20 protein-coding genes are annotated in these 22,938 nt (G+C 60.8%); 10 read left to right on the top strand and 10 right to left on the bottom strand.

What is annotated here, in order from left to right:
• Positions 1-233: 233 nt before the first annotated feature.
• The 4 genes from J3P75_RS26305 to J3P75_RS26320 form a co-directional block, all read right to left on the bottom strand.
• Positions 234-446 carry a hypothetical protein gene (locus J3P75_RS26305; protein ID WP_090288350.1) on the bottom strand — a complete coding sequence of 71 codons (213 nt, stop codon included), beginning with the start codon at positions 444-446 and terminating at the stop codon, positions 234-236.
• Between the two features lie 245 nt (positions 447-691).
• Positions 692-1,798: an agmatine deiminase gene (aguA, locus tag J3P75_RS26310; RefSeq protein ID WP_434708719.1), complete on the bottom strand. Its 1,107-nt coding sequence runs from the start codon at positions 1,796-1,798 to the stop codon at positions 692-694.
• A 5-nt stretch (positions 1,799-1,803) separates the two neighbouring features.
• A complete protein-coding gene (aguB, locus tag J3P75_RS26315) occupies positions 1,804-2,682 on the bottom strand; it encodes an N-carbamoylputrescine amidase (protein ID WP_332765634.1) in 879 nt (292 codons plus the stop codon).
• A 303-nt stretch (positions 2,683-2,985) separates the two neighbouring features.
• Positions 2,986-5,898 (bottom strand): aminotransferase, encoded by a 2,913-nt coding sequence (locus J3P75_RS26320; protein WP_434708721.1) that lies wholly within the window; start codon positions 5,896-5,898, stop codon positions 2,986-2,988.
• A gap of 209 nt (positions 5,899-6,107) precedes the next feature.
• Here J3P75_RS26320 and J3P75_RS26325 point away from each other — a divergent pair, with 209 nt between their 5' ends.
• The 5 genes from J3P75_RS26325 to J3P75_RS26345 all read left to right on the top strand — a co-directional run bounded on the left by J3P75_RS26325 (position 6,108) and on the right by J3P75_RS26345 (position 10,942).
• Positions 6,108-6,632: a DUF3916 domain-containing protein gene (locus tag J3P75_RS26325; protein ID WP_434708722.1), complete on the top strand. Its 525-nt coding sequence runs from the start codon at positions 6,108-6,110 to the stop codon at positions 6,630-6,632.
• 82 nt (positions 6,633-6,714) lie between these two features.
• A complete protein-coding gene (rfbC, locus tag J3P75_RS26330; RefSeq protein WP_034151902.1) occupies positions 6,715-7,260 on the top strand; it encodes a dTDP-4-dehydrorhamnose 3,5-epimerase in 546 nt (181 codons plus the stop codon).
• A gap of 42 nt (positions 7,261-7,302) precedes the next feature.
• On the top strand, positions 7,303-9,111 hold the full coding sequence (locus J3P75_RS26335; protein ID WP_434708723.1) for a sensor histidine kinase: 1,809 nt from the start codon (positions 7,303-7,305) through the stop codon (positions 9,109-9,111).
• Positions 9,108-10,490 (top strand): sigma-54-dependent transcriptional regulator, encoded by a 1,383-nt coding sequence (locus J3P75_RS26340; protein ID WP_203420335.1) that lies wholly within the window; start codon positions 9,108-9,110, stop codon positions 10,488-10,490. The genes J3P75_RS26335 and J3P75_RS26340 overlap by 4 nt, the downstream gene beginning before the upstream one ends.
• Positions 10,487-10,942, top strand: coding sequence for a YiiD C-terminal domain-containing protein (locus tag J3P75_RS26345; protein ID WP_434708724.1), 456 nt, complete (start codon positions 10,487-10,489; stop codon positions 10,940-10,942). The genes J3P75_RS26340 and J3P75_RS26345 overlap by 4 nt, the downstream gene beginning before the upstream one ends.
• Before the next feature lie 203 nt (positions 10,943-11,145).
• Here the strand turns inward: J3P75_RS26345 and cysQ are convergent, their stop codons facing one another.
• Entirely contained in the window at positions 11,146-11,979 is an 834-nt protein-coding gene (cysQ, locus tag J3P75_RS26350) for a 3'(2'),5'-bisphosphate nucleotidase CysQ (protein WP_434708725.1), read from the bottom strand.
• A 1-nt stretch (position 11,980) separates the two neighbouring features.
• Positions 11,981-12,550 carry an ADP compounds hydrolase NudE gene (gene nudE, locus J3P75_RS26355; RefSeq protein ID WP_090288331.1) on the bottom strand — a complete coding sequence of 190 codons (570 nt, stop codon included), beginning with the start codon at positions 12,548-12,550 and terminating at the stop codon, positions 11,981-11,983.
• An 88-nt stretch (positions 12,551-12,638) separates the two neighbouring features.
• Between nudE and yrfG the strand changes: the two genes are divergently transcribed.
• Positions 12,639-13,301 (top strand): GMP/IMP nucleotidase, encoded by a 663-nt coding sequence (yrfG, locus tag J3P75_RS26360; RefSeq protein WP_434708726.1) that lies wholly within the window; start codon positions 12,639-12,641, stop codon positions 13,299-13,301.
• A gap of 91 nt (positions 13,302-13,392) precedes the next feature.
• On the opposite strand, the gene lysM is transcribed toward yrfG, so the two are convergent.
• Entirely contained in the window at positions 13,393-13,833 is a 441-nt protein-coding gene (lysM, locus tag J3P75_RS26365) for a peptidoglycan-binding protein LysM (protein ID WP_434593419.1), read from the bottom strand.
• A 138-nt stretch (positions 13,834-13,971) separates the two neighbouring features.
• Between lysM and J3P75_RS26370 the strand changes: the two genes are divergently transcribed.
• From J3P75_RS26370 to J3P75_RS26385, 4 genes are all read left to right on the top strand, one after another.
• Positions 13,972-14,859, top strand: coding sequence for a LysR family transcriptional regulator (locus J3P75_RS26370; protein WP_434708727.1), 888 nt, complete (start codon positions 13,972-13,974; stop codon positions 14,857-14,859).
• A 92-nt stretch (positions 14,860-14,951) separates the two neighbouring features.
• Positions 14,952-15,791: a formate dehydrogenase accessory sulfurtransferase FdhD gene (fdhD, locus tag J3P75_RS26375; RefSeq protein WP_434708729.1), complete on the top strand. Its 840-nt coding sequence runs from the start codon at positions 14,952-14,954 to the stop codon at positions 15,789-15,791.
• Positions 15,788-18,136 carry an FdhF/YdeP family oxidoreductase gene (locus J3P75_RS26380; RefSeq protein ID WP_434708730.1) on the top strand — a complete coding sequence of 783 codons (2,349 nt, stop codon included), beginning with the start codon at positions 15,788-15,790 and terminating at the stop codon, positions 18,134-18,136. The genes fdhD and J3P75_RS26380 overlap by 4 nt, the downstream gene beginning before the upstream one ends.
• Before the next feature lie 328 nt (positions 18,137-18,464).
• Positions 18,465-18,947, top strand: coding sequence for a glycine zipper domain-containing protein (locus J3P75_RS26385; RefSeq protein ID WP_434593430.1), 483 nt, complete (start codon positions 18,465-18,467; stop codon positions 18,945-18,947).
• A 55-nt stretch (positions 18,948-19,002) separates the two neighbouring features.
• On the opposite strand, the gene J3P75_RS26390 is transcribed toward J3P75_RS26385, so the two are convergent.
• The 3 genes from J3P75_RS26390 to J3P75_RS26400 form a co-directional block, all read right to left on the bottom strand.
• A complete protein-coding gene (locus J3P75_RS26390; protein WP_434593433.1) occupies positions 19,003-19,434 on the bottom strand; it encodes an acyl-CoA thioesterase in 432 nt (143 codons plus the stop codon).
• A gap of 143 nt (positions 19,435-19,577) precedes the next feature.
• Positions 19,578-20,804: a 3-hydroxyacyl-CoA dehydrogenase NAD-binding domain-containing protein gene (locus J3P75_RS26395; RefSeq protein ID WP_434708731.1), complete on the bottom strand. Its 1,227-nt coding sequence runs from the start codon at positions 20,802-20,804 to the stop codon at positions 19,578-19,580.
• Between the two features lie 127 nt (positions 20,805-20,931).
• On the bottom strand, positions 20,932-22,866 hold the full coding sequence (locus J3P75_RS26400; RefSeq protein ID WP_434708732.1) for a RecQ family ATP-dependent DNA helicase: 1,935 nt from the start codon (positions 22,864-22,866) through the stop codon (positions 20,932-20,934).
• Between the last annotated feature and the right edge of the window lie 72 nt (positions 22,867-22,938).

Below are 22,938 nucleotides of genomic sequence, written 5' to 3' on the forward strand. Positions count from 1 at the left end.
AGAAATCGTCTAAGAAACGTAAATTCTTAGCTAGGCTGTTGCAGAAAACCAAGGTTGAGCAGGGAGTTTTGAACTGTAGGAGTGAGCCTGCTCGCGATAGCGGTCTGTCTGTTGCAATATTGTCGACTGGCAGACCGCTATCGCGAGCAGGCTCACTCCTACACTCGTTTTGTGTCGGGCATAAAAAAGCGCCGCCTTCCCGGCAGCGCTTTTTCCAGTCCCTGTTGTTCTTCCTATCCTTCCATCACAGCCCACAACGCATCCAGTTCGGCCTCGCTGAACAGGTCAGCGGGATAGCGCTCGATCATCATCCGGCGCGGATCAGGTTCTCTGATCTGACGCGTTCCATTGGATTTCAACCAGTGCGCCACACGCTGGAGCGTTTCGCCGTTAACGGCCATGGGATGCAAAGTCCGCTCGCTGATTACGTTCACTTCGGCGTTCATTTCAGCGCTCTCTCCCGTTCGTGAGCGGCTACGTTATCCAAGATTCATGACAGAACTGTTGAAGTTCTTCTCCCTCCCTAGTGCATCAGAAGCAATACAAGAGCTATGCCAAGCTTTTGCTCGGGCGACCGGCGGAGACAAAAAAAGCCCGCGGTCCTTTCGGGCCGCGGGCTTGGTGTTCCTGACCGGCACGTTAACAAACGTCAGGCTTTTTTACCTGCCAACTCAGGCTGTTACGACTCAACTCACTCTTTGTGCGGCGCCGGTTGCTGTTGGGTAAGGCAGTGAATATTGCCGCCGCCCAGTAACAGTTCGCGACCGGGCACCATCACTACTTCGTGCTGCGGGAACAGCTTCTGCAGGATTTCCCGGGCCGGCGCATCCATCGGGTCGTCGAAGCTCGGCGCGATGATGCCGCCGTTGACGATCAGGAAGTTGACGTAGGAACCGGCCAGGCGCACGGACGGGTTGCGTTCCTGGGTGCCGTCGACCGGATCGACGCCGGCGCACTCTTCCTCGGTCGCGTACAGCGGCCCCGGAATCGGCATCTTGTGCACCGTGAACGGGCGACCCTTGGCGTCGGTGCTGCTTTGCAGCACGTTCATTGCAGCCTGGCAGCGCGGGTAGTTCGGGTCCTGCGGATCGTCAGTCCAGGCCAGCAGCACTTCGCCCGGGCGCACGTAGCAGCAGAAGTTATCCACATGACCATCGGTTTCGTCGTTGAACAGACCGTCCGGCAGCCAGATGATCTTATCCACAGCCAGATTGGCGCTGAGCACCGCTTCGATTTCTTCGCGGCTCAGGTGCGGATTGCGGTTGCGGTTGAGCAGGCATTCTTCAGTGGTGATCAACGTGCCTTCACCGTCAACGTGAATCGAACCGCCTTCGAGCACAAAACCTTCAGTGCGGTAACGCGGACTGCGCTCGATCTCGAGGATCTTGCCGCCGACCTGCGAATCACGATTCCACGGCGCATACAGGCCGCCATCAAAGCCGCCCCAAGCGTTGAAATCCCAGTTCACACCGCGCACTTCGCCGCTGTTGTTGATGACAAACGTCGGGCCGCTGTCGCGCACCCAGGCATCGTCGCTGGACATCTCGACGACGCGGATATTCGGCACGTCGAGGCGCGCGCGGGCGTTTTCATATTGGCCGGCGGAGACCGCCACCGTCACCGGTTCGAAACGGGCGATCGCTTTGGCTACCGCGGCGTGTGCGGCCTGCGCCGGTTTGCCGCCCAGGCGCCAGTTGTCCGGGCGCTCGGGCCAGATCATCCAGGTCTGGGTTTGCGCTGCCCACTCGGCCGGCATGTAAAAGCCGTCGGCGCGCGGGGTACTTTTCAGGGTGGTCATCGGGATCAGGACTCCAGGGAACCGTCGAGGGTTTTCAACGCACCGTACAGGTTCGGACGGCGGTCACGGAATGAACCCCACGCGCTGCGAATATGTTCGAGCTCGTCGAGGTTGAAAGTGTGCACAAGAATACCTTCTTCGGTTTTATTCAGCTCCTGCACTTTTTCGCCGAACTGGTTAGCGATGAACGAGGAGCCGTAGAACGTGATGTCATAACCGTCCTGTTCCTCGCGGCCGATGCGGTTGCTGGCGACCAGCGGCATCAGGTTGGCGCCGGCGTGGCCCTGTTGCACGCGCTGCCAATGGTCGCGCGAGGAAATGGTCTGGTCGTGAGGTTCGCTGCCGATCGCGGTCGGGTAGAACAGGATTTCCGCGCCCTGCAACGCCATGCTGCGCGCGGCTTCCGGGAACCACTGGTCCCAGCAGATGCCCACGCCGATTTTCGCGTAACGGGTGTTCCACACTTTGAAACCGGTATCGCCGGGGTTGAAGTAATACTTCTCGTGATAGCCGGGGCCGTCCGGAATATGGCTTTTACGATAAATCCCGAGGTTGCTGCCGTCGGCATCGATGATCGCGATGCTGTTGAACCGCGCGCGGCCGGCCAGTTCGTAGAAGCTGATCGGCAATACCACTTGCAGCTCTTTGGCGATGTTCTGGAAATGTTTGATCGCGACGTTGTCCTCGACCGTCGTCGCCAGCTGCAAGTAGTCCGGGTTGGGCTTCTGACAGAAGTACGGCGCCTCGAACAATTCCTGAATCAGGATGATCTGCGCGCCTTTGGCGGCGGCTTCACGCACCAGTCTTTCAGCGATTTCGAGGTTGGCGTGCAGATCCCACGAACAGGCCATCTGAGTGGCGGCAACGGTAACGATACGGCTCATGAATCATCTCCGGACAGGTGCTTCGACGGTCGGAAGTCGACCGAAAAATAAACGCGCGCACCGGACAAGAGATCGCCATGCCGGAGCAATGACGACTTTATAGCCGATAAATATCGGCTTTAGAAGCTATGGAGACGCATTCCGTCTAAATAACCCCTACGAATACCGATACAAATCGAACTAAAGACCTAAAACAAATGTGGGAGCGAGCCTGCTCGCGAAGGCGATCTCACAGTCAACAATGATGTCGAATGATCGATAGCTTTCGCGAGCAGGCTCGCTCCCACAGAATATTTGCGGTGTTTACAGACCTTCGCTGAGGACCTGATCGAGCGTATCCACGAAGAAGTCCACGCTCTGGCGCGATGTCACCATCGGCGGCTTGATCTTGAGAATGTTCAGATCATCGCCGGTCGGCTGCATGAAGATCCCCAGCTCCCGCAAGCGATCGCACAGCAGCGCGGTCTCTTCGGTCGCCGGTTCCAGCGTGTCGCGATTACGGATCAACTCCAGTCCCAGATAAAACCCCGAACCATGCACCGCTCCCGCCAGCGGATGTTTATCGATCAACGCTTCGAGCCGCGCCTTGAAATGACCACCGACCACCAGGGCGTTTTCCCAGAGTTTTTCGTCTTCCATGACATCCAGCACTGCCATGCCGATCTGGCAACTGACCGGGCTACCGCCCGCCGACGAGAAGAAATAGCCCTCGGCCTCCAGCGCCTCGGCGATTTCCCGCCGCGTGATCACCGCGCCCAATGGCTGGCCGTTGCCCATGCCCTTGGCCATGGTGATGATGTCCGGCACCACGCCCTGTTCTTCAAAGCCCCAGAAGAAATGGCCCATGCGCCCGTAACCGACCTGAACTTCATCGGCGATGCACACGCCGCCCCGGGCGCGCACCAGCCCATAGACCTGTTGCAGATACCCCGGCGGCAGCGAGATGCCACCGGCATTGCCGTACACCGGTTCGCAGATGAACCCGGCCAACTGGCGTTTCTGTTCAGCCAGTTTGTGTAATTGCTGTTCAACGCTGCGCACGTAATCCGGCGCTGAATCGAGGCCACGGAATTCACCGCGATAGGTATTCGGCGCGGTCACCGGATGCACCCAGTCCGGGCGGCTTTCGAGGGCTCTGGGGTTGTCGGCGATGGAAGTCGATACCGCATCGGCGCCCACCGTCCAGCCGTGATAGGCCTCCAGCACGCTGAGCATGTCGCGCCCGCCGCTGTAAGCCCAGGCCAGACGAATCGCCAGATCGTTGGCCTCGCTGCCGCTGTTGACAAGAAACACCCGGTCCATGCCTTCCGGCGCCAGCTTCAGCAGGCGTTCGGAAAACTCGGCGACCGCCGCATAGTTGAACCGCGAATTGGTGTTGAGCAGCGACCACTGGCGCGCCGCCACTGCCGCCATGCGCGGGTGACCGTGACCGAGCACCGCGACGTTGTTGAGCATGTCGAGATAGGAACGGCCCTGCATGTCGATCAGATGATTGCGCCAGCCGCGCTCGATGCGCGGCGGGTCGACGTAGTAGTGTTTTTGCGTGCGGGCGAAACTCGCGTCGCGCCGCTCGAGCAGGGTTTTGCCGTCCAGTTCCGGCTCGGCATCGCAGGCCAGCCCCAGCACCACGGCCGGCGAAGGACACAGGGCCTGCCACGCTGCTGCACGCGATGGTGCGCAGAACAGCGGCGTCGGCACTTGTGCGTCTCGGCAAAGTTGCACCAGCAACGGGCCGCTGACCGAGCCCAGCGCCTGCCCCTTGACCAGTGCCGAACCGACGGGCAGCGAAGCCGTCACGCCCCACAGGCGCACGCTGAGCTGCGGGCCGTCCAGACACAACGCGCCGTCAGCCGTTTCGCGCAGGACAACGGCGAACGGCGCTTGCACGACGCTGCCATGGGGAACACGCAGTTCAACGTGCAGCGGAAAAGTCTGCGGCTCGACGGCGCTGTCAGGCTGTGTACGCGACAACCGATACTGGCCGTAGCGGCTCGCCGCCAGACCATGCACGGCCGCAGCTTCGTCCAACAAACGCTGATCAACACCCGCCTGCTGCCAGTTGCCGGCCTCGAAATGCGGACTCAGGACACCCAGGTCGATCAGGGCAAACTCGCGTCCGAGCAGTCCTGGTAGCAACGGTGCAAAATCGCCACTGTCGATCGCCGGCAGGCTGTGCCCCACTGCCGTCAGGATCGCCGCTTCCATCAAAGCCAGCGGCACCGAAGTGGCAACACGGAAGATTTCCCACTCATGGCGGAGGTTGTCACGGCTGTAGCTGTTGCTCGGATCGATGCTGACCTGCTGCTCGCCACTGAGCACCAGCACGGCCGCGCGCGCGACGATCAATGGCCACAGCGCCTGCAATTCCTCGTCTTGCAGCGGATTGACCGCATGGTAGGCCTGCACCGCCGGGAGGATGACAAACGGATCGCCGTCGGCGTGATGCAGCAACGCAGCGCAAGTGACTGACAGATCGGTGATGCGCCAGGTGCGCACCAGATCGCCGAAATCGATCACGCCCTGCAACTGCCAGTGACGCTGGGCATCGCGCGCCCAGACGACATTGTCATCGGTGATGTCCATGTGGATCGCCTGCACCGCCAGCTTGTCCTGCAGCGGCTGCAAGCGGCGCTCGGCCTGTTCGGCAGCCTCGGCGATCAAGGTGCGCTGCTGCGCGTCCCTGATAACCGGCAAGAGATGCGCGATCAGCGCGCTGGCGTGGCGCGCGTCCCACTGCAAGGTGCGCGCAAGACCCGGGTGATCAAACCCGGCCAGCGCCAGATCCATCTCACCGCACAGCCGGCCAAAGCCTGCTACTACCTTGGGGCCAAGATGCTCGAGATGCGTTAGCGACTGGCCCTCGATGTAATCGAGCAGCCGCACGTGCACCGCTTCACCGCCGGCGTGCAGCGTCAGCAAGTCCTCGCCGTTTTTCGCCGCAATGACGCGCGGCACTGCTATTGCCGAGTGCTCGGCCAGATATTTCAGACCCGCGTGCTGGGCTTGCAGCTCCACCAGTGCGTAATCGCCGCGGCAGATTTTCATCACAAAGCGCCCGCGCGCGCTGTCGACGCGGTAATTGAGATCCTGCTGGCTACCGAGTGCGTGCAGAGCGCCGCTGAGCCCGTAATGCTCCGCCAGCCATTGCTGCGCTTGCGCCTGCGAAACCTGCGGGCTGGGCAAACTGGCGCGGTGAATCAACGTGGCGAGCGGCATGGAACGACCCCTGAAATTTTATTAGGCGCTTATATCGCCATTGCTTTCGGCGATGCGCAACTCTTTATCACGGCGACAAAGCAGTCGGACGCGGCAACGCCGTAGCGAGAGCCTCGCTGGGAAAATCTCATACAGGACTTTCAGATTGAGTTTCCGCGCAACTCTGGGCAACCTGCGTGCTGAATTTCACGCAGGATGCAATCCTCTTCATGTCCTTCCGTCGCCTCGCCCTTTCGAATAAAAAGGTCCGCAACATCCCTCGCCGACTTAGTGCCCTGGCTAACTGGGCCGCTGACTTCGAGGGACATTTCCCAGCCGGCCTGACCCAGGAAAGTAAATACTGCAACTGGAAAATTCCGATTCACATGTCGTTGGTGGAAGGAAAACAGGCAACCGCCGAGCTGAAAAGGCAATGCGCGCAGCACATGGTCGACGCAGCACAACATCTGCGCATGTCACGTCCAGCGGGCGCCATCGACTGCCGGGTTGTTGCAGCCATTTGTGTTCCGGGCATGTTTTCCAGCGAAATCTGTATCTATACAGACCTCGAATACCATCGCGGTCATATCCCTTTGGCTGACAGCGAAGAAGTTGAAACCGGTAGAAGCCTGGCTCAGGAATGGGGACTCGTCCTGCCACCCGGCATGGGTGAACGAGGCTTACGCTACAAGGTTGAAAACTGGGAAGGCCAGATTCATGAAGAAGAACGCTGGTATTTCGGTGAGGTCGATTGATTCGACCACGTCATCCGGGCTCGCACCGCGCGGCACTTTGCGCAAGAATGGCGACCATTCACACCTGACTACGGAAATCCTCATGAATGTAATCACCACCGATCTGCCCGGTGTTCTGATCATCGAACCCAAGGTGTTTGGTGACGAGCGCGGTTTCTTCTACGAGAGTTTCAACGCCAAGGCGTTCCAGGACGCGACCGGCCTTGATACGCAATTCGTCCAGGACAACCATTCGCGCTCGCAAAAAGGCGTGCTGCGTGGCCTGCATTACCAATTGCAGAACACCCAGGGCAAACTGGTTCGCGTGACGGTCGGTGAAGTGCTGGACGTGGCCGTGGATATCCGCCGCAGTTCGCCGCACTTCGGCAAATCGGTGGCGGTGCGTCTGTCGGCGGAAAACCATCGTCAGTTATGGGTACCGGAAGGATTCGCCCATGGTTTTGTGGTGCTGAGCGAGTTCGCCGAATTTCTTTACAAGACCACCAACTACTACGATCCATCGTCCGAACGCAGCATTCGCTGGGACGACCCGGCGCTGGGCATCGACTGGCAACTGGACGAAGCGCCGAAACTGTCGGCCAAGGACCAGGCCGCCGCGCTGCTCAAGGACGCTGACGTCTTCGCCTGAGGCCGGGCATAATGCGCCTGTCACTACAGGCGCAACCGGCTCATGAAACCAACGCTTCCTCGCAGACCCCGCTGGCGCAGCCTTGCCCTGCTCGCGCTGTGCCTCGCGCCGCTATTGTGGCCGCTGGAACATCTCGCCGAGCGCTACTACCGCAGCGAACTGGCCGGGCAGAACCGCCAGACCCTCGATTTGTACGTCGCCAACCTGCTGGGCACCCTGCACCGCTACGAGGTGTTGCCGCAGATTCTCGGCGACTTGCCGGCGCTGCGGGCCGTGCTTGGCGCGCCGGATGACGGTGTCAGCCAAGGCAATGCCAATCGCCTGCTGAAGAACATCGCCGCGCAGACCGGCGCTGAAGTGATGTACCTGATGGACACCAGCGGCCAGACGCTGGCGGCGTCGAACTGGGACAAGCATGACAGCTTCGTCGGCCGCAATTTTTCCTTCCGCCCGTACTTCAGCGAAGCCATGGCCGGACGCCTCGGGCGTTTTTTCGGCCTCGGCACGACGTCTGCCAAGCGCGGTTACTTCTTCGCCGCCGCCGTGCGCAACGGCGAAAAAGTCATCGGCGTGCTGGTGATCAAAGTCGATCTCGACCACACCGAAAGTCTGTGGGGCAAAACCCCGGAACAACTGTTGGTCACCGACCACAACGGTGTGGTCATTCTCACCTCGCGGCCAGAGTGGCGATTCCGCTCGACGCGTATTCTGAGCGACAGCGAACGCTCGGCGATCACCGCGATCCAGCCGTACCCGACGCGTGAGCCGCGACCGCTGAATCTCAGCGCCGACGCCTGGCTGATCCAGACCCACGACATCGCCGAAACCGGCTGGAGCGTCAGCATCCTCGCACCGCGCACACTGATCGACCGCCCGGTGCGCACCGTCGTCGCGATTGGCGGGGCGACGCTGCTGGTGGTGATGCTGCTGGTGGGTTTGATGATGCAGCGCCGTCGCCACTATCTGGAGCGCATCGCCTTCGAGGCCAAGGCACGGCGTGAGCTGGAAGGCCGGGTTGCCGAGCGCACCAGCGATCTCGAAGGCCTCAACCGACGGCTGAAGCAGGAAGTGCTTGAACGCGAAACCGCGCAGCAGGAATTGGTTCGTGCCCAGGATGATCTGGTTCAGGCCGGTAAATTGTCGGCGCTGGGGACGATGTCGGCGAGCATCAGCCACGAACTCAATCAGCCGCTGGCGGCGATCCGCAGTTATGCGGAAAACGCCGAGGTATTACTCGATCATCAGCGCACCGACGACGCGCGCGGCAATCTCAAACTGATCAGCGAACTGACCGGGCGCATGGCCTCGATCATCGCCCACCTGCGCGCCTTCGCCCGACGCGATCGCCACGCCCCGGAAAGCGTCGCCCTGCAACCGGCGCTCGACGATGCGCTGGCCCTGCTGGCCAAGCGTCGGCGCAGCATGGAAGTCGAACTGATCCGCGATTTGCCCGCCGCCACACTGTGGGTCGAGGCGGGTGAAACGCGCTTACGCCAAGTCCTCGGTAACCTGCTCGCCAACGCCCTCGACGCCCTGACGGAAAAAGGTCCGCCGCGCAAACTGTGGCTGAGTGCCGAAGCCACTGCCGACGGCGTCAATCTGTACATCCGTGACAACGGCCCGGGGTTTTGCATGGAAGCCCTTGGCCGCGCCAGCGAGCCTTTCTACACCACCAAGACCCGCACGCAGGGTCTGGGTCTGGGGCTGGCCATTTGTGAAACGCTGATGCGCGCCTTCGGCGGTGAACTGTCGTTCGCCAACCACAAGCAAGGTGGCGCCCTGATTACCCTGCGGCTGCGCGCCGGCGCGCCCGGGGTCAGCCTGCAACCCTCCGAGGACCGAAGTGCATGACCATCGACAATCGCATTCAGGTGGTGTTGATCGACGACGATCCGCACCTGCGTCAGGCCCTCGGCCAGACACTGGATCTGGCCGGCCTGAAAATTCTGCCCTTGTCCGAAGCCAAGGGTCTGGCTGCGCAACTGGAGCGTGACTGGCCGGGCGTGGTGGTCAGCGATATTCGCATGCCGGGCATGGACGGCCTCGAACTGTTGAGCGAATTGCACGCTCAAGATCCGGAGCTGCCGGTGTTGCTGATCACCGGCCACGGTGACGTACCGCTGGCCGTGCAGGCGATGCGCGCTGGCGCTTATGATTTTCTCGAAAAGCCTTTCGCCAGCGACGCGCTGCTCGACAGCGTGCGCCGCGCCCTCGCCTTGCGTCGTCTGGTGCTGGATAACCGCAGCCTGCGTCTGGCCCTAAGTGACCGCAACGAACTGAGCGCGCGGCTGGTCGGGCATTCGACGCCGATGTTGCGTCTGCGCGAGCAGATCGGCGCGCTGGCAGCGACCAAGGCTGACGTGCTGATTCTCGGCGAAACCGGCGCCGGCAAAGAGGTGGTGGCCCGCGCCCTGCATGACTTGTCCAGCCGCCGCAATGGCCCGTTCGTGGCGATCAATGCCGGCGCACTGGCCGAATCGGTGGTGGAAAGCGAACTGTTCGGCCATGAACCCGGCGCGTTCACCGGCGCGCAAAAACGCCGGATCGGCAAGTTCGAATTCGCCAATGGCGGCACGCTGTTTCTCGATGAAATCGAGAGCATGAGCCTGGACGTGCAGGTCAAATTGCTGCGGATGTTGCAGGAACGCGTCGTCGAACGACTCGGTGGCAATCAACTGATCCCGCTGGACATCCGCGTCATCGCCGCGACCAAGGAAGATCTGCGCCAGGCGGCCGATCAGGGGCGTTTCCGCGCCGACTTGTATTACCGTCTAAACGTCGCACCTCTGCGCATTCCGCCGCTGCGCGAACGCGGCGAAGATGCGCTGCTGTTATTCCAGCACTACGCCGATGAGGCCAGCGCCCGCCACGGTCTGCCACCCCATGAACTGCAACCGGCACAACGCGCGTTACTGCTGCGTCACACCTGGCCGGGCAATGTGCGCGAACTGCAAAACGCCGCCGAACGTTTTGCCCTCGGTCTGGAACTGGCGCTGGACAATGGCGCCGAAGGCAGCGCCGGCGCACCGGTCGAAGTCGTCAGCGGCGGGCTCAGCGAGCAAGTGGAAAACTTCGAAAAAACCCTGATCGCTGCAGAACTGGCGCGTTCGCACAGTTCGGTGCGCAGCCTCGCCGAAGCCCTGGGCATTCCGCGCAAGACCCTGCACGACAAATTGCGCAAACATGGCCTCAACTTCGGCGACAGCAGCCAGGGGGACGAAAACGAATGAGCGACAACACTGACTATCTGCAATCGGTGCTGCACCACGACATCCCGCTGACCGCCGAGATGGGCCTGACGGTTATTGAATGGCATGACCAGCAACTGAGCCTGCACTTGCCGCTCGGGCCCAACGTCAATCACAAGAGTACGATGTTTGGCGGCAGCCTCTATTGCGGCGCGGTGCTGGCCGGTTGGGGCTGGCTGCATTTGCGCCTGAAGGAAGAGGGGATTACCGACGGCCATATCGTGATTCAGGAAGGGCAGATCAGTTATCCGCTGCCGGTGACCGGCGATGCCACGGCGATCTGCCCGTCGGCTGACGTGGCGGTGTGGAAGAAGTTTCTGGCGATGTATCGGCGTTATGGACGGGCACGGTTGACGCTTGATACGCGCATCGTCAATCAGGGCAGTGATGAACACGCCGTGATATTTACCGGGCAGTACGTTTTGCATCGTTGAAGATCAACGGCCCCTCATCCTGGCCCTCTCCCGGAGGGAGAGGGGACGGACCGAAGTGACTTGCGTTGTTCATCGACCTGAAAGACCGCAGCGATTGCGGATTCAGCAAAACTCGACCAGGTCGACGCGGCTCGCCAATATCCCGCGATCGGCTCCCTCTCCTGGGGGAGAGGGCTGGGGTGAGGGCAATCTGGATAAGAACCCTAACCCCGGGCCAACTCCAACAATCTCTCGCGCCACAAAGCCTTCGCCGGCAACGCCAGAAAAAACTCATTCAACAGCGATTGCCGGGCCGGATAACAAAACGCTTCACCGCGCAAATCCAGCACTTCGCCCCCCGCACCTTCCAGCACGCCTTGAGCCGCCGCCGTGTCCCACTGCGAAGTCGGCGCCAGCCGCGGATAACAATCCGCCGCGCCTTCGGCCAACAAACAGAACTTCAGCGAGCTGCCAATGTTGGCCAACTGCAGTTCGCCCAGACTTGCGCTCAGCCCGGCCAGCAAACGCTCCTGCTCGGGGCTCGAGTGTCGGCGGCTGGCAACCACGGTGAAGGCTTCGCCCGGTTGCAGCGTTTCACGCACGTGGATCGCCACCGGCGTACCGTGCTCGTCGCAACGCCACGCCCCAAGCCCGGCGCCGCCGACGTAGTAGCGACCATTGGTCGGCATCGACACCACGCCAAACACCACCCGACCGTTTTCGATCAGGGCAATGTTGACGGTAAATTCTTCGCTGCCACTGATGAATTCCTTGGTGCCGTCCAGCGGGTCCACCAACCACCAGCGCTGCCAGCCAGCACGCACGTTTTGCGGGATATTGGCGTCTTCTTCCGACAACACCGGAATGCTCGGGTCCAGCGCTGTCAGACCGGCGACGATAACGTGATGCGCGGCCATGTCGGCGGCGGTCACCGGCGAATCATCGGACTTGGCTGTGACTTCTACGCCCGCGCGCCAGAACGGCAGAATCGCCTCGCCGGCCTGCAATGCCAGGGCAACAACAGGTGCCATCAATGGGTGGGGGTAATTCATCGACATCTCACTCAAGATTGAAAGAACCGCGCTGGGTCAAAAGATCGCGCGTCAGATACAGCGCCGCCAGCGCGCGGCCTTCGGAAAATTGCGGATTGAGCGCCAGCGCCGACAATTCGCGCAGGTTGACCTTGTCGACGCGCATCGGCTCAGGCTCGTCGCCCTCCAGGCGCTCTTCGTAAAGATCGGTGGCCAGTACCACCTGGATCTTCTGGCTCATGTACCCGGGCGACAGCGACAGCTCGGTCAGATGTTCCAATTGGCGCGCGCCGAAACCGGCCTCTTCCTTGAGCTCGCGCTCGGCCGCTGCCAGTACATCCTCGCCCGGCTCGATCAAGCCTTTGGGCAAGGACAGTTCGTAGGCATCGGTGCCACCGCAATACTCTTCGACCAGCACCGCATGTTCGGCATCGAGCATCGCGACGATCATCACCGCGCCGTATCCCGCGCCCTTGCCGACCAGCCGCTCGTACGTGCGCTCCACGCCATTGGAAAAGCGCAGCTTGAGTTCTTCGACCGCGAACAGACGACTGGTGGCGACGATCTCGCGGGCAAGTACGGTGGGTTTCTGGCGCATGCAAAGCTCCTTGGCGTGAACGCGCTACTATAACGCGGCTTTCCCGATTGTTTACCTCGGATATCCTTCTACCGCTCGAGACGTTGCCATGCCTTCATTACCGTGGTCCGACATCGATACCGTTCTGCTCGACATGGACGGCACGTTGCTGGATCTGCACTTCGACAATCACTTCTGGCTCGAACACCTGCCCCAGCGTTACGCCGAACTGCACGGGATCAGCCGGGCCATGGCCGAGATGGAGTTGCAGCCGCTGTTCGAGCGCCATGCCGGCCAGTTGCAGTGGTATTGCCTGGACTTCTGGAGTGCCGAACTGAAACTGTCGGTGCGCGAACTGAAACAGGAAACCGCACATCTGATCGCCTTGCGCCCGGATGCCGACACCTTTCTCGAAGCGATCAAACGCGCCGGCAAACGGGTGATCATGATCACCAATGCGCACCGCGACTCACTGTCGCTGAAACTGGAGCGGATCGAACTGGCGCCGTACTTCGAACGGCTGATCAGCTCCCACGATTATGGGTACCCCAAGGAGAATCCGCAGTTCTGGGATGCCTTGCAGGCGGATATCGGTTTCGATCCGGCGCGCAGCCTGTTCATCGATGACACCCTGCCGATTCTGCGCAGTGCACGGGATTTTGGCGTGGCGCATTTGCTCGCGGTTAAAGAGCCTGACAGTCGCAAGGGACCGAAGGACACCGCCGAGTTTGCTGCGGTCGAGGATTATCGGGATTTGATTGCCGGGCTTTGAAACCGGGCTAGCCCAATCGCCAGCAGGCTGGCTCCCACATTGAAATGCGGTTTCTTGTGGGAGCCAGCCTGCTGGCGATTGGGGCTGGAGATTATTTCGGAATGCGAAGCTTCTGCCCCGGATAGATCTTGTCCACATCCTTGAGCATCGGCTTGTTGGCGTCGAAAATCTTCTGGTACTGATTAGCGTTGCCATAGACTCGCAGCGAAATCGCGCTCAGCGTGTCACCTGCTTTGACCTCGACAAACTCGGCAGCGACCACCACCGGCCCGGTCACGGTGATCTGGTCATCGACGCTACCCACCCCTTGAATGTTGCCCACCGCCAGAAGAATTTTCTCTTTCTCTTCCTGGCTCGCGACTTCACCGGTCACCGTCACCTTGTCGCCGTCCACGGTCGCCTGTACGTTGGGATTGCCCAGCCCGACCTTGCTGATGTGTTCCTTCAACTGCTCGCTGGCATTGGCATTGCCGGGGGTCAGCAGATCCAACAGCTTTTCACCGGCTTCCTTCACAAAGCTCAAAAGACTCATAGCGCACACTCCTTGATTTGGGTTCCAGACGCCCAAGCCTAGACCACCCCGGACGAACCCGGTTCCAGTCCGACCAATGACCCTGTGCGCACGCGCGCGGTAGAATCGCCCACCCCGCCAACCTTTCCCGGAGCGAAGATGGACATCAAGCAACTGAAATTCCTCATCGCCCTCGACGAAACCCGTCACTTCGGCCAGGCCGCTGCGCGTTGCCACATTACCCAGCCGACCTTGTCGATGCGCCTGCGCAGCCTCGAAGAAGAACTCGACCTGCCGCTGGTCAACCGTGGCCAGCGCTTTGAAGGTTTCACCGCGCCGGGCGAACGTGTGCTGGCGTGGGCGCGCACGGTGCTGGCGGCTTATGACGGTTTGCAGGCGGAAGCAGCGGCCTGCCGCGGCAATCTGATCGGTACGTTGCGCCTGGGCGTGGTGCCGCTGTCGAGTTTCGATCCGCTGCCGCTGATGCAACGTTTGCACGCGGCGCATCCGGAGTTGCGCTTCGAACTGTCGTCGCTGAGTTCCGAGCAGGTACTGGAACATCTGGCCAACAATCGCATCGACATCGGCGTGTCCTATCTGGAGCGTCTGGACAGCGAGCGCTTTGACTCGCTGGCCTTCGACGAAACGCGCATGGGCCTGCTTTACGATCAGCGCTCGTTCACCTTTGGCGAAGAACCGCTGAGCTGGGAAGCACTGATCGAATTGCCGCTGTGCATGCTCACCAGCGGCATGCATTTTCGCCAGTCCATCGACCACAACTTCCACAGCCGCGGCCTGACCCCACAGCCCTTGCTGCAAACCGACGCCGTGCACCAATTGTTACAGGCCGTACAGGGCGGCTTTTGCTGCGCAATCATGCCGCTCGATGGCGGCGCGGAAACGCTGGCCGATCACCTGCGCCTGCAACCGATCGAAAACGCCCGCACGCTGGCGCCGCTGGGCCTGATCATGCGCCGAGGCGCACCGCGGTCGGCGCTGGCGGAAGCCTGTTTCGCGCTGTATCAAAAATCGCCAAAACAGGCTTGATCGACGGCATCTATCGGTAGATCGGTAATAGCGATTAGACGCGACATCTTGCCGCGCCTAGTCTTGACCTAGATCAAACCGTCGGTGATGCCATGAACGCCAAGCGCCCAACCTGCGCGGCGCCAGCCCTCGAAACGCCCGCGCCCGCCGCCAGCCAGACCTACAGCTACAGCGATTTGCCCCGCGAGGAATCGGCCAGCACCGCGCTGGCCGAGGAAGTCGCGTTGGCAATCGCCTACAACGGCATCAGTCAGGCGGTGATGCTGGTGACGCCGACGGATCTGGAAGACTTTATCGTCGGCTTCAGCCTCGGCAGCGGCATCATCGCCGACGCCAGCGATATCTACGACCTGCAACTGACCGGCTCGGGCTCGGCGCAATACGCGCAGGTGACCATCGCCAATCGCGCCTTCTGGAACCTCAAGGAACAACGTCGGCAATTGGCCGGCACCAGTGGTTGTGGTTTGTGCGGTGTGGAAGCGGTGGAGCAGGCGCTGCCGGACCTCAAGGTCTTGCCCGGCGCGCCGCTGCCGCCGATCGCCTGGCTCGACGGCCTGCGCCAGCGCATCGGTGCGTTTCAGCCGTTGGGACAGCATTGCGGCGCAGTGCATGCCGCGGTGTTCATGAATGGCAACGGCGAGTTGCTGCTCGGCCGCGAAGACATTGGCCGGCACAACGCCCTCGACAAGCTGATCGGCGGACTGATTCGCCAGAAGATTCCCACCGAGGGCGGCCTGGCGATTGTCACCAGCCGTTGCAGTCTCGAACTGATCCAGAAGGTCCTGCGTGCCGGTATTCAGACCCTTGTCAGTCTGTCGGCACCGACCGGCCTTGCCGTGCAATGGGCACGGCGCCACAACCTCAATCTCATCCACCTGCCGCAGAAAAGTGCGCCGCGGGTGTACAGCCCCGCGATGGAGAATCAAGCGTGAGCCAACATCATCAAGCCGACCAGAAACCTGTCCCGCGCTACAAGCCTTACAAAGGTGCCGCCGGCGGCTGGGGTGCCCTGATCAGTGTGGCCCAGGCCTGGTTGACCAGTGACAACGCACTGAAGAACCTGCGCATGATGCTCAAGACCAACCAGAACGGCGGCTTCGACTGCCCTGGCTGCGCCTGGGGTGATTCGCCGGAAAGCGGCATGGTCAAGTTCTGCGAAAACGGCGCCAAAGCGGTGAACTGGGAAGCGACCAAGCGTCGCGTGGATGCGAAATTCTTCGCCAAACACAGCGTCACTGCGTTGCTGGAGCAGAGCGACTACTGGCTGGAATATCAGGGCCGCTTGACTGAGCCGATGGTTTACGACGCTGAAACTGATCGCTACAAGCCGATCAGTTGGGAAGATGCGTTTGCCCTGATCGGCAAGCATTTGCGCAATCTGCCAAGCCCGGATCAGGCCGAGTTCTACACTTCCGGGCGTGCCAGCAACGAAGCGGCGTATCTGTATCAGTTGTTCGTGCGCGCTTACGGCACCAACAATTTCCCTGACTGCTCGAACATGTGCCACGAGGCAAGCGGTGTGGCGCTGGCGCAAAGTGTCGGCGTCGGCAAAGGCACGGTGACGTTCAATGATTTCGAGCACGCCGATGCGATTTTCGTCTGGGGCCAGAACCCCGGCACCAACCATCCGCGGATGCTTGAGCCATTGCGTGAAGCGGTGAAGCGCGGCGCGCAAGTGGTGTGCATCAACCCGTTGAAAGAGCGCGGTCTGGAACGTTTCCAGCACCCGCAACACCCGATTGAAATGCTTACCAACGGCGACAAGCCGACCAACACCGCCTATTTCCGCCCGGCGCTGGGCGGCGACATGGCCGTGCTGCGTGGCATGGCCAAGTTTCTGCTGCAATGGGAACGCGATGCGCAGAAGGCCGGCGAGCCGGCGGTGTTCGATCACGACTTCCTCAATGCCCACAGCGCCAACGTGCTGGAATATCTCGGCGTGGTCGATGACACATCGTGGGAGCAGATCGTCGAGCAATCGGGCCTGACCCTGGTCGAAATCGAACAAGCCGCGCGTATGTACGCCAAAGGCAAAAACGTGATCATGTGCTGGGCGATGGGCATCACCCAGCACCGCCATTCAGTGCCGACCATCCAGGAAATCGCCAACCTGATGCTGCTGCGCGGCAACATCGGCAAGCCGGGCGCCGGTCTGTGCCCGGTGCGCGGCCACAGTAACGTGCAAGGCGACCGCACCATGGGCATCAACGAGCGTCCGCCGGTGGCGTTCCTCGATTCGCTGGAGCGCCGCTTCCAGTTCAAGGTGCCGCGCCACAATGGGCACAACGTGGTTGAGGCGATTCATGCGATGGCCGAGGGCCGCGCCAAGGTGTTCATCGGTCTGGGCGGCAACTTCGCCCAGGCCACGCCGGACAGCCCGCGCACCTTCCAGGCGCTGCGCAATTGCGACCTGACCGTGCAGATCAGCACCAAGCTCAACCGCAGCCACTTGGCTCACGGCAAGGATGCGCTGATCCTGCCGTGCCTGGGCCGTACCGACATTGATATCCAGAGCGAAGGCCCGCAAGCGGTTACGGTGGAAGACTCGTTCAGCATGGTTCACGCCTCCAACGGCCAGTTGCAGCCGCTGTCGAACCAGATGCGCTCGGAGCCGTCGATCATTGCCGGCATCGCCGCCGCGACATTGGGCAGCAAGCCGGTGGATTGGAACTGGCTGGTCGCCGACTACGCACGCATTCGCGAACTGATTGCCGACACCATTCCGAACTTCAAAGACTTCAACGAGAAGGTGAAAAACCCGGGTGGTTTCTACCTCGGCAACAGCGCCGGCGCGCGCAAGTGGAACACGCCGTCGGGCCGGGCCAATTTCCGTCCGAACCTGCTGCCCAAGGATCTGGTGCACGAACGCACCCGTGCCACCGGTCAACTGCCGGACCTGATCCTGCAATCGATGCGTTCCCACGATCAGTACAACACCACGATTTACGGACTCGACGACCGTTATCGCGGCGTCAAAGGTCAGCGCGACGTGTTGTTCGCCAACGAAGCCGACATCATTCGCCTGGGCTTTCGTCCGGGGCAGAAGGCCGACATCGTGTCGTTGTGGGACGATGGCCGCGAACGCCGGGTGAAAGGTTTTACATTATTGGCGTTCGATATTCCTGCCGGCCAAGCGGCGGCGTACTATCCGGAAGTCAATCCGCTGGTGCCGCTGGAAAGCACCGGGGATGGCAGCCACACGCCGACATCGAAGTTCATTGCGATCCGGCTGGAAGCGGCGAGTGAGACTGGGTTGATCATGGCCAAATCGGCTTAATCGGCGCTAGTACTGGCCCCTTCGCGAGCAGGCTCGCTCACACATTGAAATGCTATCCCTGTGGGAGCGAGCCTGCTCGCGAAAGCGATGGAACTGCCAACTTGCGAACCGTGCCGGACACTTTTCAATCGCCCACAAAAAAGGCCGTTTTTGCATAAAAACGGCCTGTCCGAAGTAGCTAAAGACCGGCGAAAATCGGTTAAGTTCCGGTGAAAAAACAGTAACTTGCAATATTGTATACAAGTCGTGTTATTCGTCGGATTTTGATTGTCACGCCCATTGCAGAGCCTCAGGATCGGCGCCGTCATCCCTTTGAGGCTCATCCTCTATGAAGTTCTCCTCGATTCTCTTGTTGTCCCTTGGCCTGGTCAGTGGCTTCGCTTCTGCCGGAGGCACCACCGAAGCAGGTGTGGGCGGCGCATTGGGCGGGGTTCTTGGCTCGGTCGTCGGTCAATCTCTAGGCGGCAATACAGGTTCCACCATCGGCGCAGCCTTGGGCGGCGCGGGTGGTAGCGCGGTCGGCGCCGACAAGCGCAGCCGTGGCGAAGCCGCTATTGGCGGCGCATTGGGCGCGGCCGGCGGTAACGTCGTAGGTCGCAGTCTGGGCGGCACCACCGGCAGCCTGATCGGCTCCGCAGCAGGTGGCGGTGCAGGCGGCGCGCTGGGCAACTACATGGGCAACAAGAGCGATGACGATGATCGTCATTACGATCGTCGCGATGATCGCCGTTACTATCGCGATCGTGGTCACCCAGGCCGTGGCCACGCTTACGGCCACCGCAAGCATCACAAGCACTATCGCCACCGCTAAGGCGCAGGCTTGAACAAAAATCGCAGCCCGAGGGCTGCGATTTTTTTTGCCTGATTCAAACGGCCAAACGTTGCAGCGCGGCGCGCAACCCGGGCGGAATCGGCACCGGCTGATTACTCGCCCGGTCCACGAAGACATGAACGAAGCGCCCGGCCGCACAGGCCTCTGCCTCACCGACCTTGAACACCGCCAATTCATACTGCACCGAACTGTTGCCCAGCTTGCCCACGCGCAAGCCGATTTCGATCAGATCCGGGAAGGCAATCGACGCGAAATAATCGCAGGCTGAACTGACCACAAAACCGACCACTTCACCGTCATGGATATCCAGCCCGCCGACCTGAATCAGATACGTGTTCACGGCGGTGTCGAAGAAGCTGTAATAGGTGACGTTGTTGACGTGACCGTAGGCGTCGTTGTCGTGCCAGCGCGTGGTGATGGGCTGGAAGTGTGGGTAGTCGGAGCGTTGGGGGGTCGGGTTGGACATTGATCCGCGATTCCTGAAAGTGTTTTGGCGAGTCTAAGTCAAAACCGTGCGACGGCCTTCGCGAGCAGGCTCGCTCCCACATTGGATCGTGATTTCCTGTGGGAGCGAGCCTGCTCGCGAGACATCAGCACAGCCGCAATATTTCAACGATCAGCAAACCCCTTTCCCTGCGCCGCCAGTTCACCAATCAATCGCGCCGGTTTCCACTGATCACCCTGGCGCGTCTCCAGCGCCAGCAGACGCTGATGAATATCCGCCAGCCCTTGCCGATCCGCCCAGGCCATCGGCCCGCCCTTGTCGGCCGGGAAGCCGTAGCCGTTCAGGTACACCAGATCGATGTCATGGGCCGACTCGGCAATGCCTTCCTGGAGAATTTTTGCGCCTTCGTTGACCAGCGCCAGCAAACAGCGCTCGAGAATTTCCCCAGAGCCGATCTCGCGGCGCTGGAAACCCAGCCCTTCGCTGACCTGCAACACCAGTGCGTCGACTTCGGGGTCATGCTCTGCCTGTCGGCTGCCGGGTTCGTAATGGTAATAACCGTTACCGGATTTCTGCCCGAAGCGGCCTAGCTCGCACAGACGGTTGTCGACCTGCACCTCTGGCGCTTCCTGGCCCTTGCCGGCCAGTTCGCGGGCACGCCATTCAAGATCGATACCAACCACGTCGTACATGCGGAACGGCCCCATGGCGAATCCGAACCCCTGCAGCGCTGCATCAACCTGATGCGGGTAAGCGCCTTCGAGTAGCATCTTGCGGGCTTCCAGTACGTACGGATGCAACATGCGATTGCCAATGAAGCCATGGCAATTGCCCGATACCACGCTGACCTTGCCCATGCGCTTGCCCAGCGCCAGCGCCGCCTGCAGCGCTGCCGGCGAGGTCTGCGCACCGCGGACGATCTCCAACAGTTTCATGATGTGCGCCGGGCTGAAAAAGTGCAGGCCCAGCACTTGCTCCGGACGGCGGGTGGCCGCAGCGATCGCATCGATATCCAGCGCCGAAGTATTGCTGGCCAGCAGTGCTTCAGGCTTGAGCAGGCCATCCAGTTCGCGAAAGATCTTTTGCTTGAGCTCAAGATTTTCGTACACCGCTTCGATCACCAGATCGACATTGCGAATCGCCGCATAATCGGCAGCAGCACTGACCCGGGCGATACGCGCGTCAGCCTCGGCCTGATCGATCCGTCCCTGGCGCACGTTGTGCGCGTAGGTTTCGGCAACAGCGGCGAGCGCCTGTTCGAGCATCTGTGGATTGTTGTCCACCCATTGCACCGCGACGCCGGCATTGGCGAGGCACATGACAATGCCACGGCCCATGGTGCCCGCGCCGATCACCGCAGCTTGCTGAATATCGAATGATGTCTGGCTCATGTTGTTCTCTTGTTGGCGATCCAAAGACTGGAATCACCATAGTCAGCCAATCACGGTTTTTGAAGTTTATTACCATGATGGTTGGTATTCAGCGGATGGATACAGGCTCGCTCCCACAACGTCCCGGTCAGCCAGGTAGATTGTCAGCAGCCCAACGGCGTACTTCGGCAAAGGGATACTCCTCCAGCGCCGCGAACCCCGAAATCGTCCGCGCCTTCAGTTTGGTGAACAGCGGCACGCTGATCCCGCACAAAAATCGCGTCAGCCGCTCAGCCGATGGCATCGCTCCGGTGTGCTGCTCGTGCTTGTGGATAAATTCGCCACACAACAGCGCAAAGTTTTCGTCCACAAGCGCTGGCAGCTCCGGCGCCGGTGGCAGTCGTGCAACGTGGCCGTGACACACCGAACAGTGTCCACACTGTTGCGGAGCATTGTGGTCGCCGAAGTATTCGGCTAGCCGATAACCCAGGCAGCGTTCGCTGGCGAACATCGCAAGCATGGCGTGAATACGCGTGATTTCAGCCTGCTCATGGCGGGTGAAATAGTCGTGTAACTCGGTGCTTAAATTTTCGCTATTGAAATCGCTGCGCAGCAGGCTGTAGACGTCGGTCATCTGCTTGCTTTCCAGCTCGATCCAGCCTTTTTCCTGAAAGTAATCCAACGCCTTCACCACCCGGCTGCGCTCAGCAGAATACTGCGCGTACATCGCGTCGAAATTCACCGTGGCCCACGAACGTGCACGGGTTGAGGTCTGGATCAGTGCGGCAACGAAGTCCCGGCGTTCGCCGTCGAAACGCTCAAGCAGAACCTCCGGCTCCAGCAGATATTTGAAGCGGTATTCGGCGTAATAGGCGTAGCGCGGCGCGATCAAGCCGCGCAGTTCCAGCTGAACCAGCAAAGTCTTCAACGGCAACGAGCGGATGTTGCTCTGGTCCGCCAGCGGCCCGAGCATGAACTCCCACTGCCCTTGCCCTGCCGAGGCCTGGATTTCACCCAGCACGCAATGAATGCCTTCACGTTCCGGCGTGTCGCCGTAGACGAAATTTTCCAGCACGTTGAGGCTGTCGCGATTAGCCAATACCAGGCAATCGGACGGTTGCCCGTCACGACCGGCGCGGCCGATTTCCTGGCTGTAGTTTTCGATGGATTTGGGCAGGTCGAAATGCACCACGTTGCGAATGTCACTCTTGTCGATGCCCATGCCGAACGCAATGGTCGCCACGATGCAATTGGACTGTCCGGCCATAAAGCGTTTCTGGATCGCTTCGCGTTTATCGTGGGGCAGACCGGCGTGATACGCCTCGGCCTGAATGCCATTGCGCTCAAGGTGCTCGGCGATGTGTTCGGCGGTTTTTTGCAAGGTCACATAGACGATGCTCGGCTGGCCCGCTCGCGCGTTCATCCACTCCACCAGACGCCGGCGCTTGTCCTCACCGCGCACCGGTTCCACCATTAGATTGAGGTTGGGCCGGTAGAAGCCGGTGGTGACCACGTCCTCGGCGGCGATATCGAATTTGGCCTGCATGTCGGCGATCACATTCGGCGTTGCCGTAGCGGTCAGCAGCAAGGCTTGCGGGATGTTGAACTGGCGCTGGTAGTCCGGCAACTTGAGGTAGTCAGGACGGAAATTGTGGCCCCACTCGGAAATGCAGTGCGCCTCGTCCACGACCAATAACGAGATGGGCACCTGCTGCAGAAAGTTGCGAAAGCGCTCGTTCTTCAAGCGCTCTACCGAGACCATCAGGATCTTCAATTCACCTGAGCGGGCGCGGGCCATCACCGCATTGGCGTCATCACGATTCTGCGCCGAATCAATGCTGCCGGCCGAGATGCCATGGCGCTGCAGAAAAGCCAATTGATCCTGCATCAACGCCAAGAGCGGCGACACCACCAGCGTCAGGTGTGGCAACAACAGCGCCGGCAGTTGATAGCAAATCGACTTGCCGGAACCGGTGGGAAAAATGGCCGCCGCCGAGCGCCCGGCCAGCACCGCACTGATCGCGGTTTCTTGTCCGGGTCGAAACTGTGAGAAACCAAAAACCTGTTCCAGGGTGTTGTGCATTCGCTGTCACTCCGTTGACTGCTGCCATGCCAACAGCCTAGCGGGCGATCGCAGCGAGTCGAGAAAAGGTCG

This window comes from Pseudomonas sp. R1-1 (assembly GCF_051132135.1).
In the GTDB taxonomy this organism is placed as follows: Bacteria; Pseudomonadota; Gammaproteobacteria; order Pseudomonadales; family Pseudomonadaceae; genus Aquipseudomonas.

Excerpts from the sequence above, each read along its gene's own strand:
- J3P75_RS26305 (WP_090288350.1), bottom strand. The coding sequence starts at position 446 with ATGAACGCCGAAGTGAACGTAATCAGCGAGCGGACTTTGCATCCCATG.
- aguA (WP_434708719.1), bottom strand. The coding sequence starts at position 1,798 with ATGACCACCCTGAAAAGTACCCCGCGCGCCGACGGCTTTTACATGCCG.
- aguB (WP_332765634.1), bottom strand. The coding sequence starts at position 2,682 with ATGAGCCGTATCGTTACCGTTGCCGCCACTCAGATGGCCTGTTCGTGG.
- J3P75_RS26320 (WP_434708721.1), bottom strand. The coding sequence starts at position 5,898 with ATGCCGCTCGCCACGTTGATTCACCGCGCCAGTTTGCCCAGCCCGCAG.
- J3P75_RS26325 (WP_434708722.1), top strand. The coding sequence starts at position 6,108 with ATGTCCTTCCGTCGCCTCGCCCTTTCGAATAAAAAGGTCCGCAACATC.
- rfbC (WP_034151902.1), top strand. The coding sequence starts at position 6,715 with ATGAATGTAATCACCACCGATCTGCCCGGTGTTCTGATCATCGAACCC.
- J3P75_RS26335 (WP_434708723.1), top strand. The coding sequence starts at position 7,303 with ATGAAACCAACGCTTCCTCGCAGACCCCGCTGGCGCAGCCTTGCCCTG.
- J3P75_RS26340 (WP_203420335.1), top strand. The coding sequence starts at position 9,108 with ATGACCATCGACAATCGCATTCAGGTGGTGTTGATCGACGACGATCCG.
- J3P75_RS26345 (WP_434708724.1), top strand. The coding sequence starts at position 10,487 with ATGAGCGACAACACTGACTATCTGCAATCGGTGCTGCACCACGACATC.
- cysQ (WP_434708725.1), bottom strand. The coding sequence starts at position 11,979 with ATGTCGATGAATTACCCCCACCCATTGATGGCACCTGTTGTTGCCCTG.
- nudE (WP_090288331.1), bottom strand. The coding sequence starts at position 12,550 with ATGCGCCAGAAACCCACCGTACTTGCCCGCGAGATCGTCGCCACCAGT.
- yrfG (WP_434708726.1), top strand. The coding sequence starts at position 12,639 with ATGCCTTCATTACCGTGGTCCGACATCGATACCGTTCTGCTCGACATG.
- lysM (WP_434593419.1), bottom strand. The coding sequence starts at position 13,833 with ATGAGTCTTTTGAGCTTTGTGAAGGAAGCCGGTGAAAAGCTGTTGGAT.
- J3P75_RS26370 (WP_434708727.1), top strand. The coding sequence starts at position 13,972 with ATGGACATCAAGCAACTGAAATTCCTCATCGCCCTCGACGAAACCCGT.
- fdhD (WP_434708729.1), top strand. The coding sequence starts at position 14,952 with ATGAACGCCAAGCGCCCAACCTGCGCGGCGCCAGCCCTCGAAACGCCC.
- J3P75_RS26385 (WP_434593430.1), top strand. The coding sequence starts at position 18,465 with ATGAAGTTCTCCTCGATTCTCTTGTTGTCCCTTGGCCTGGTCAGTGGC.
- J3P75_RS26390 (WP_434593433.1), bottom strand. The coding sequence starts at position 19,434 with ATGTCCAACCCGACCCCCCAACGCTCCGACTACCCACACTTCCAGCCC.
- J3P75_RS26395 (WP_434708731.1), bottom strand. The coding sequence starts at position 20,804 with ATGAGCCAGACATCATTCGATATTCAGCAAGCTGCGGTGATCGGCGCG.
- J3P75_RS26400 (WP_434708732.1), bottom strand. The coding sequence starts at position 22,866 with ATGCACAACACCCTGGAACAGGTTTTTGGTTTCTCACAGTTTCGACCC.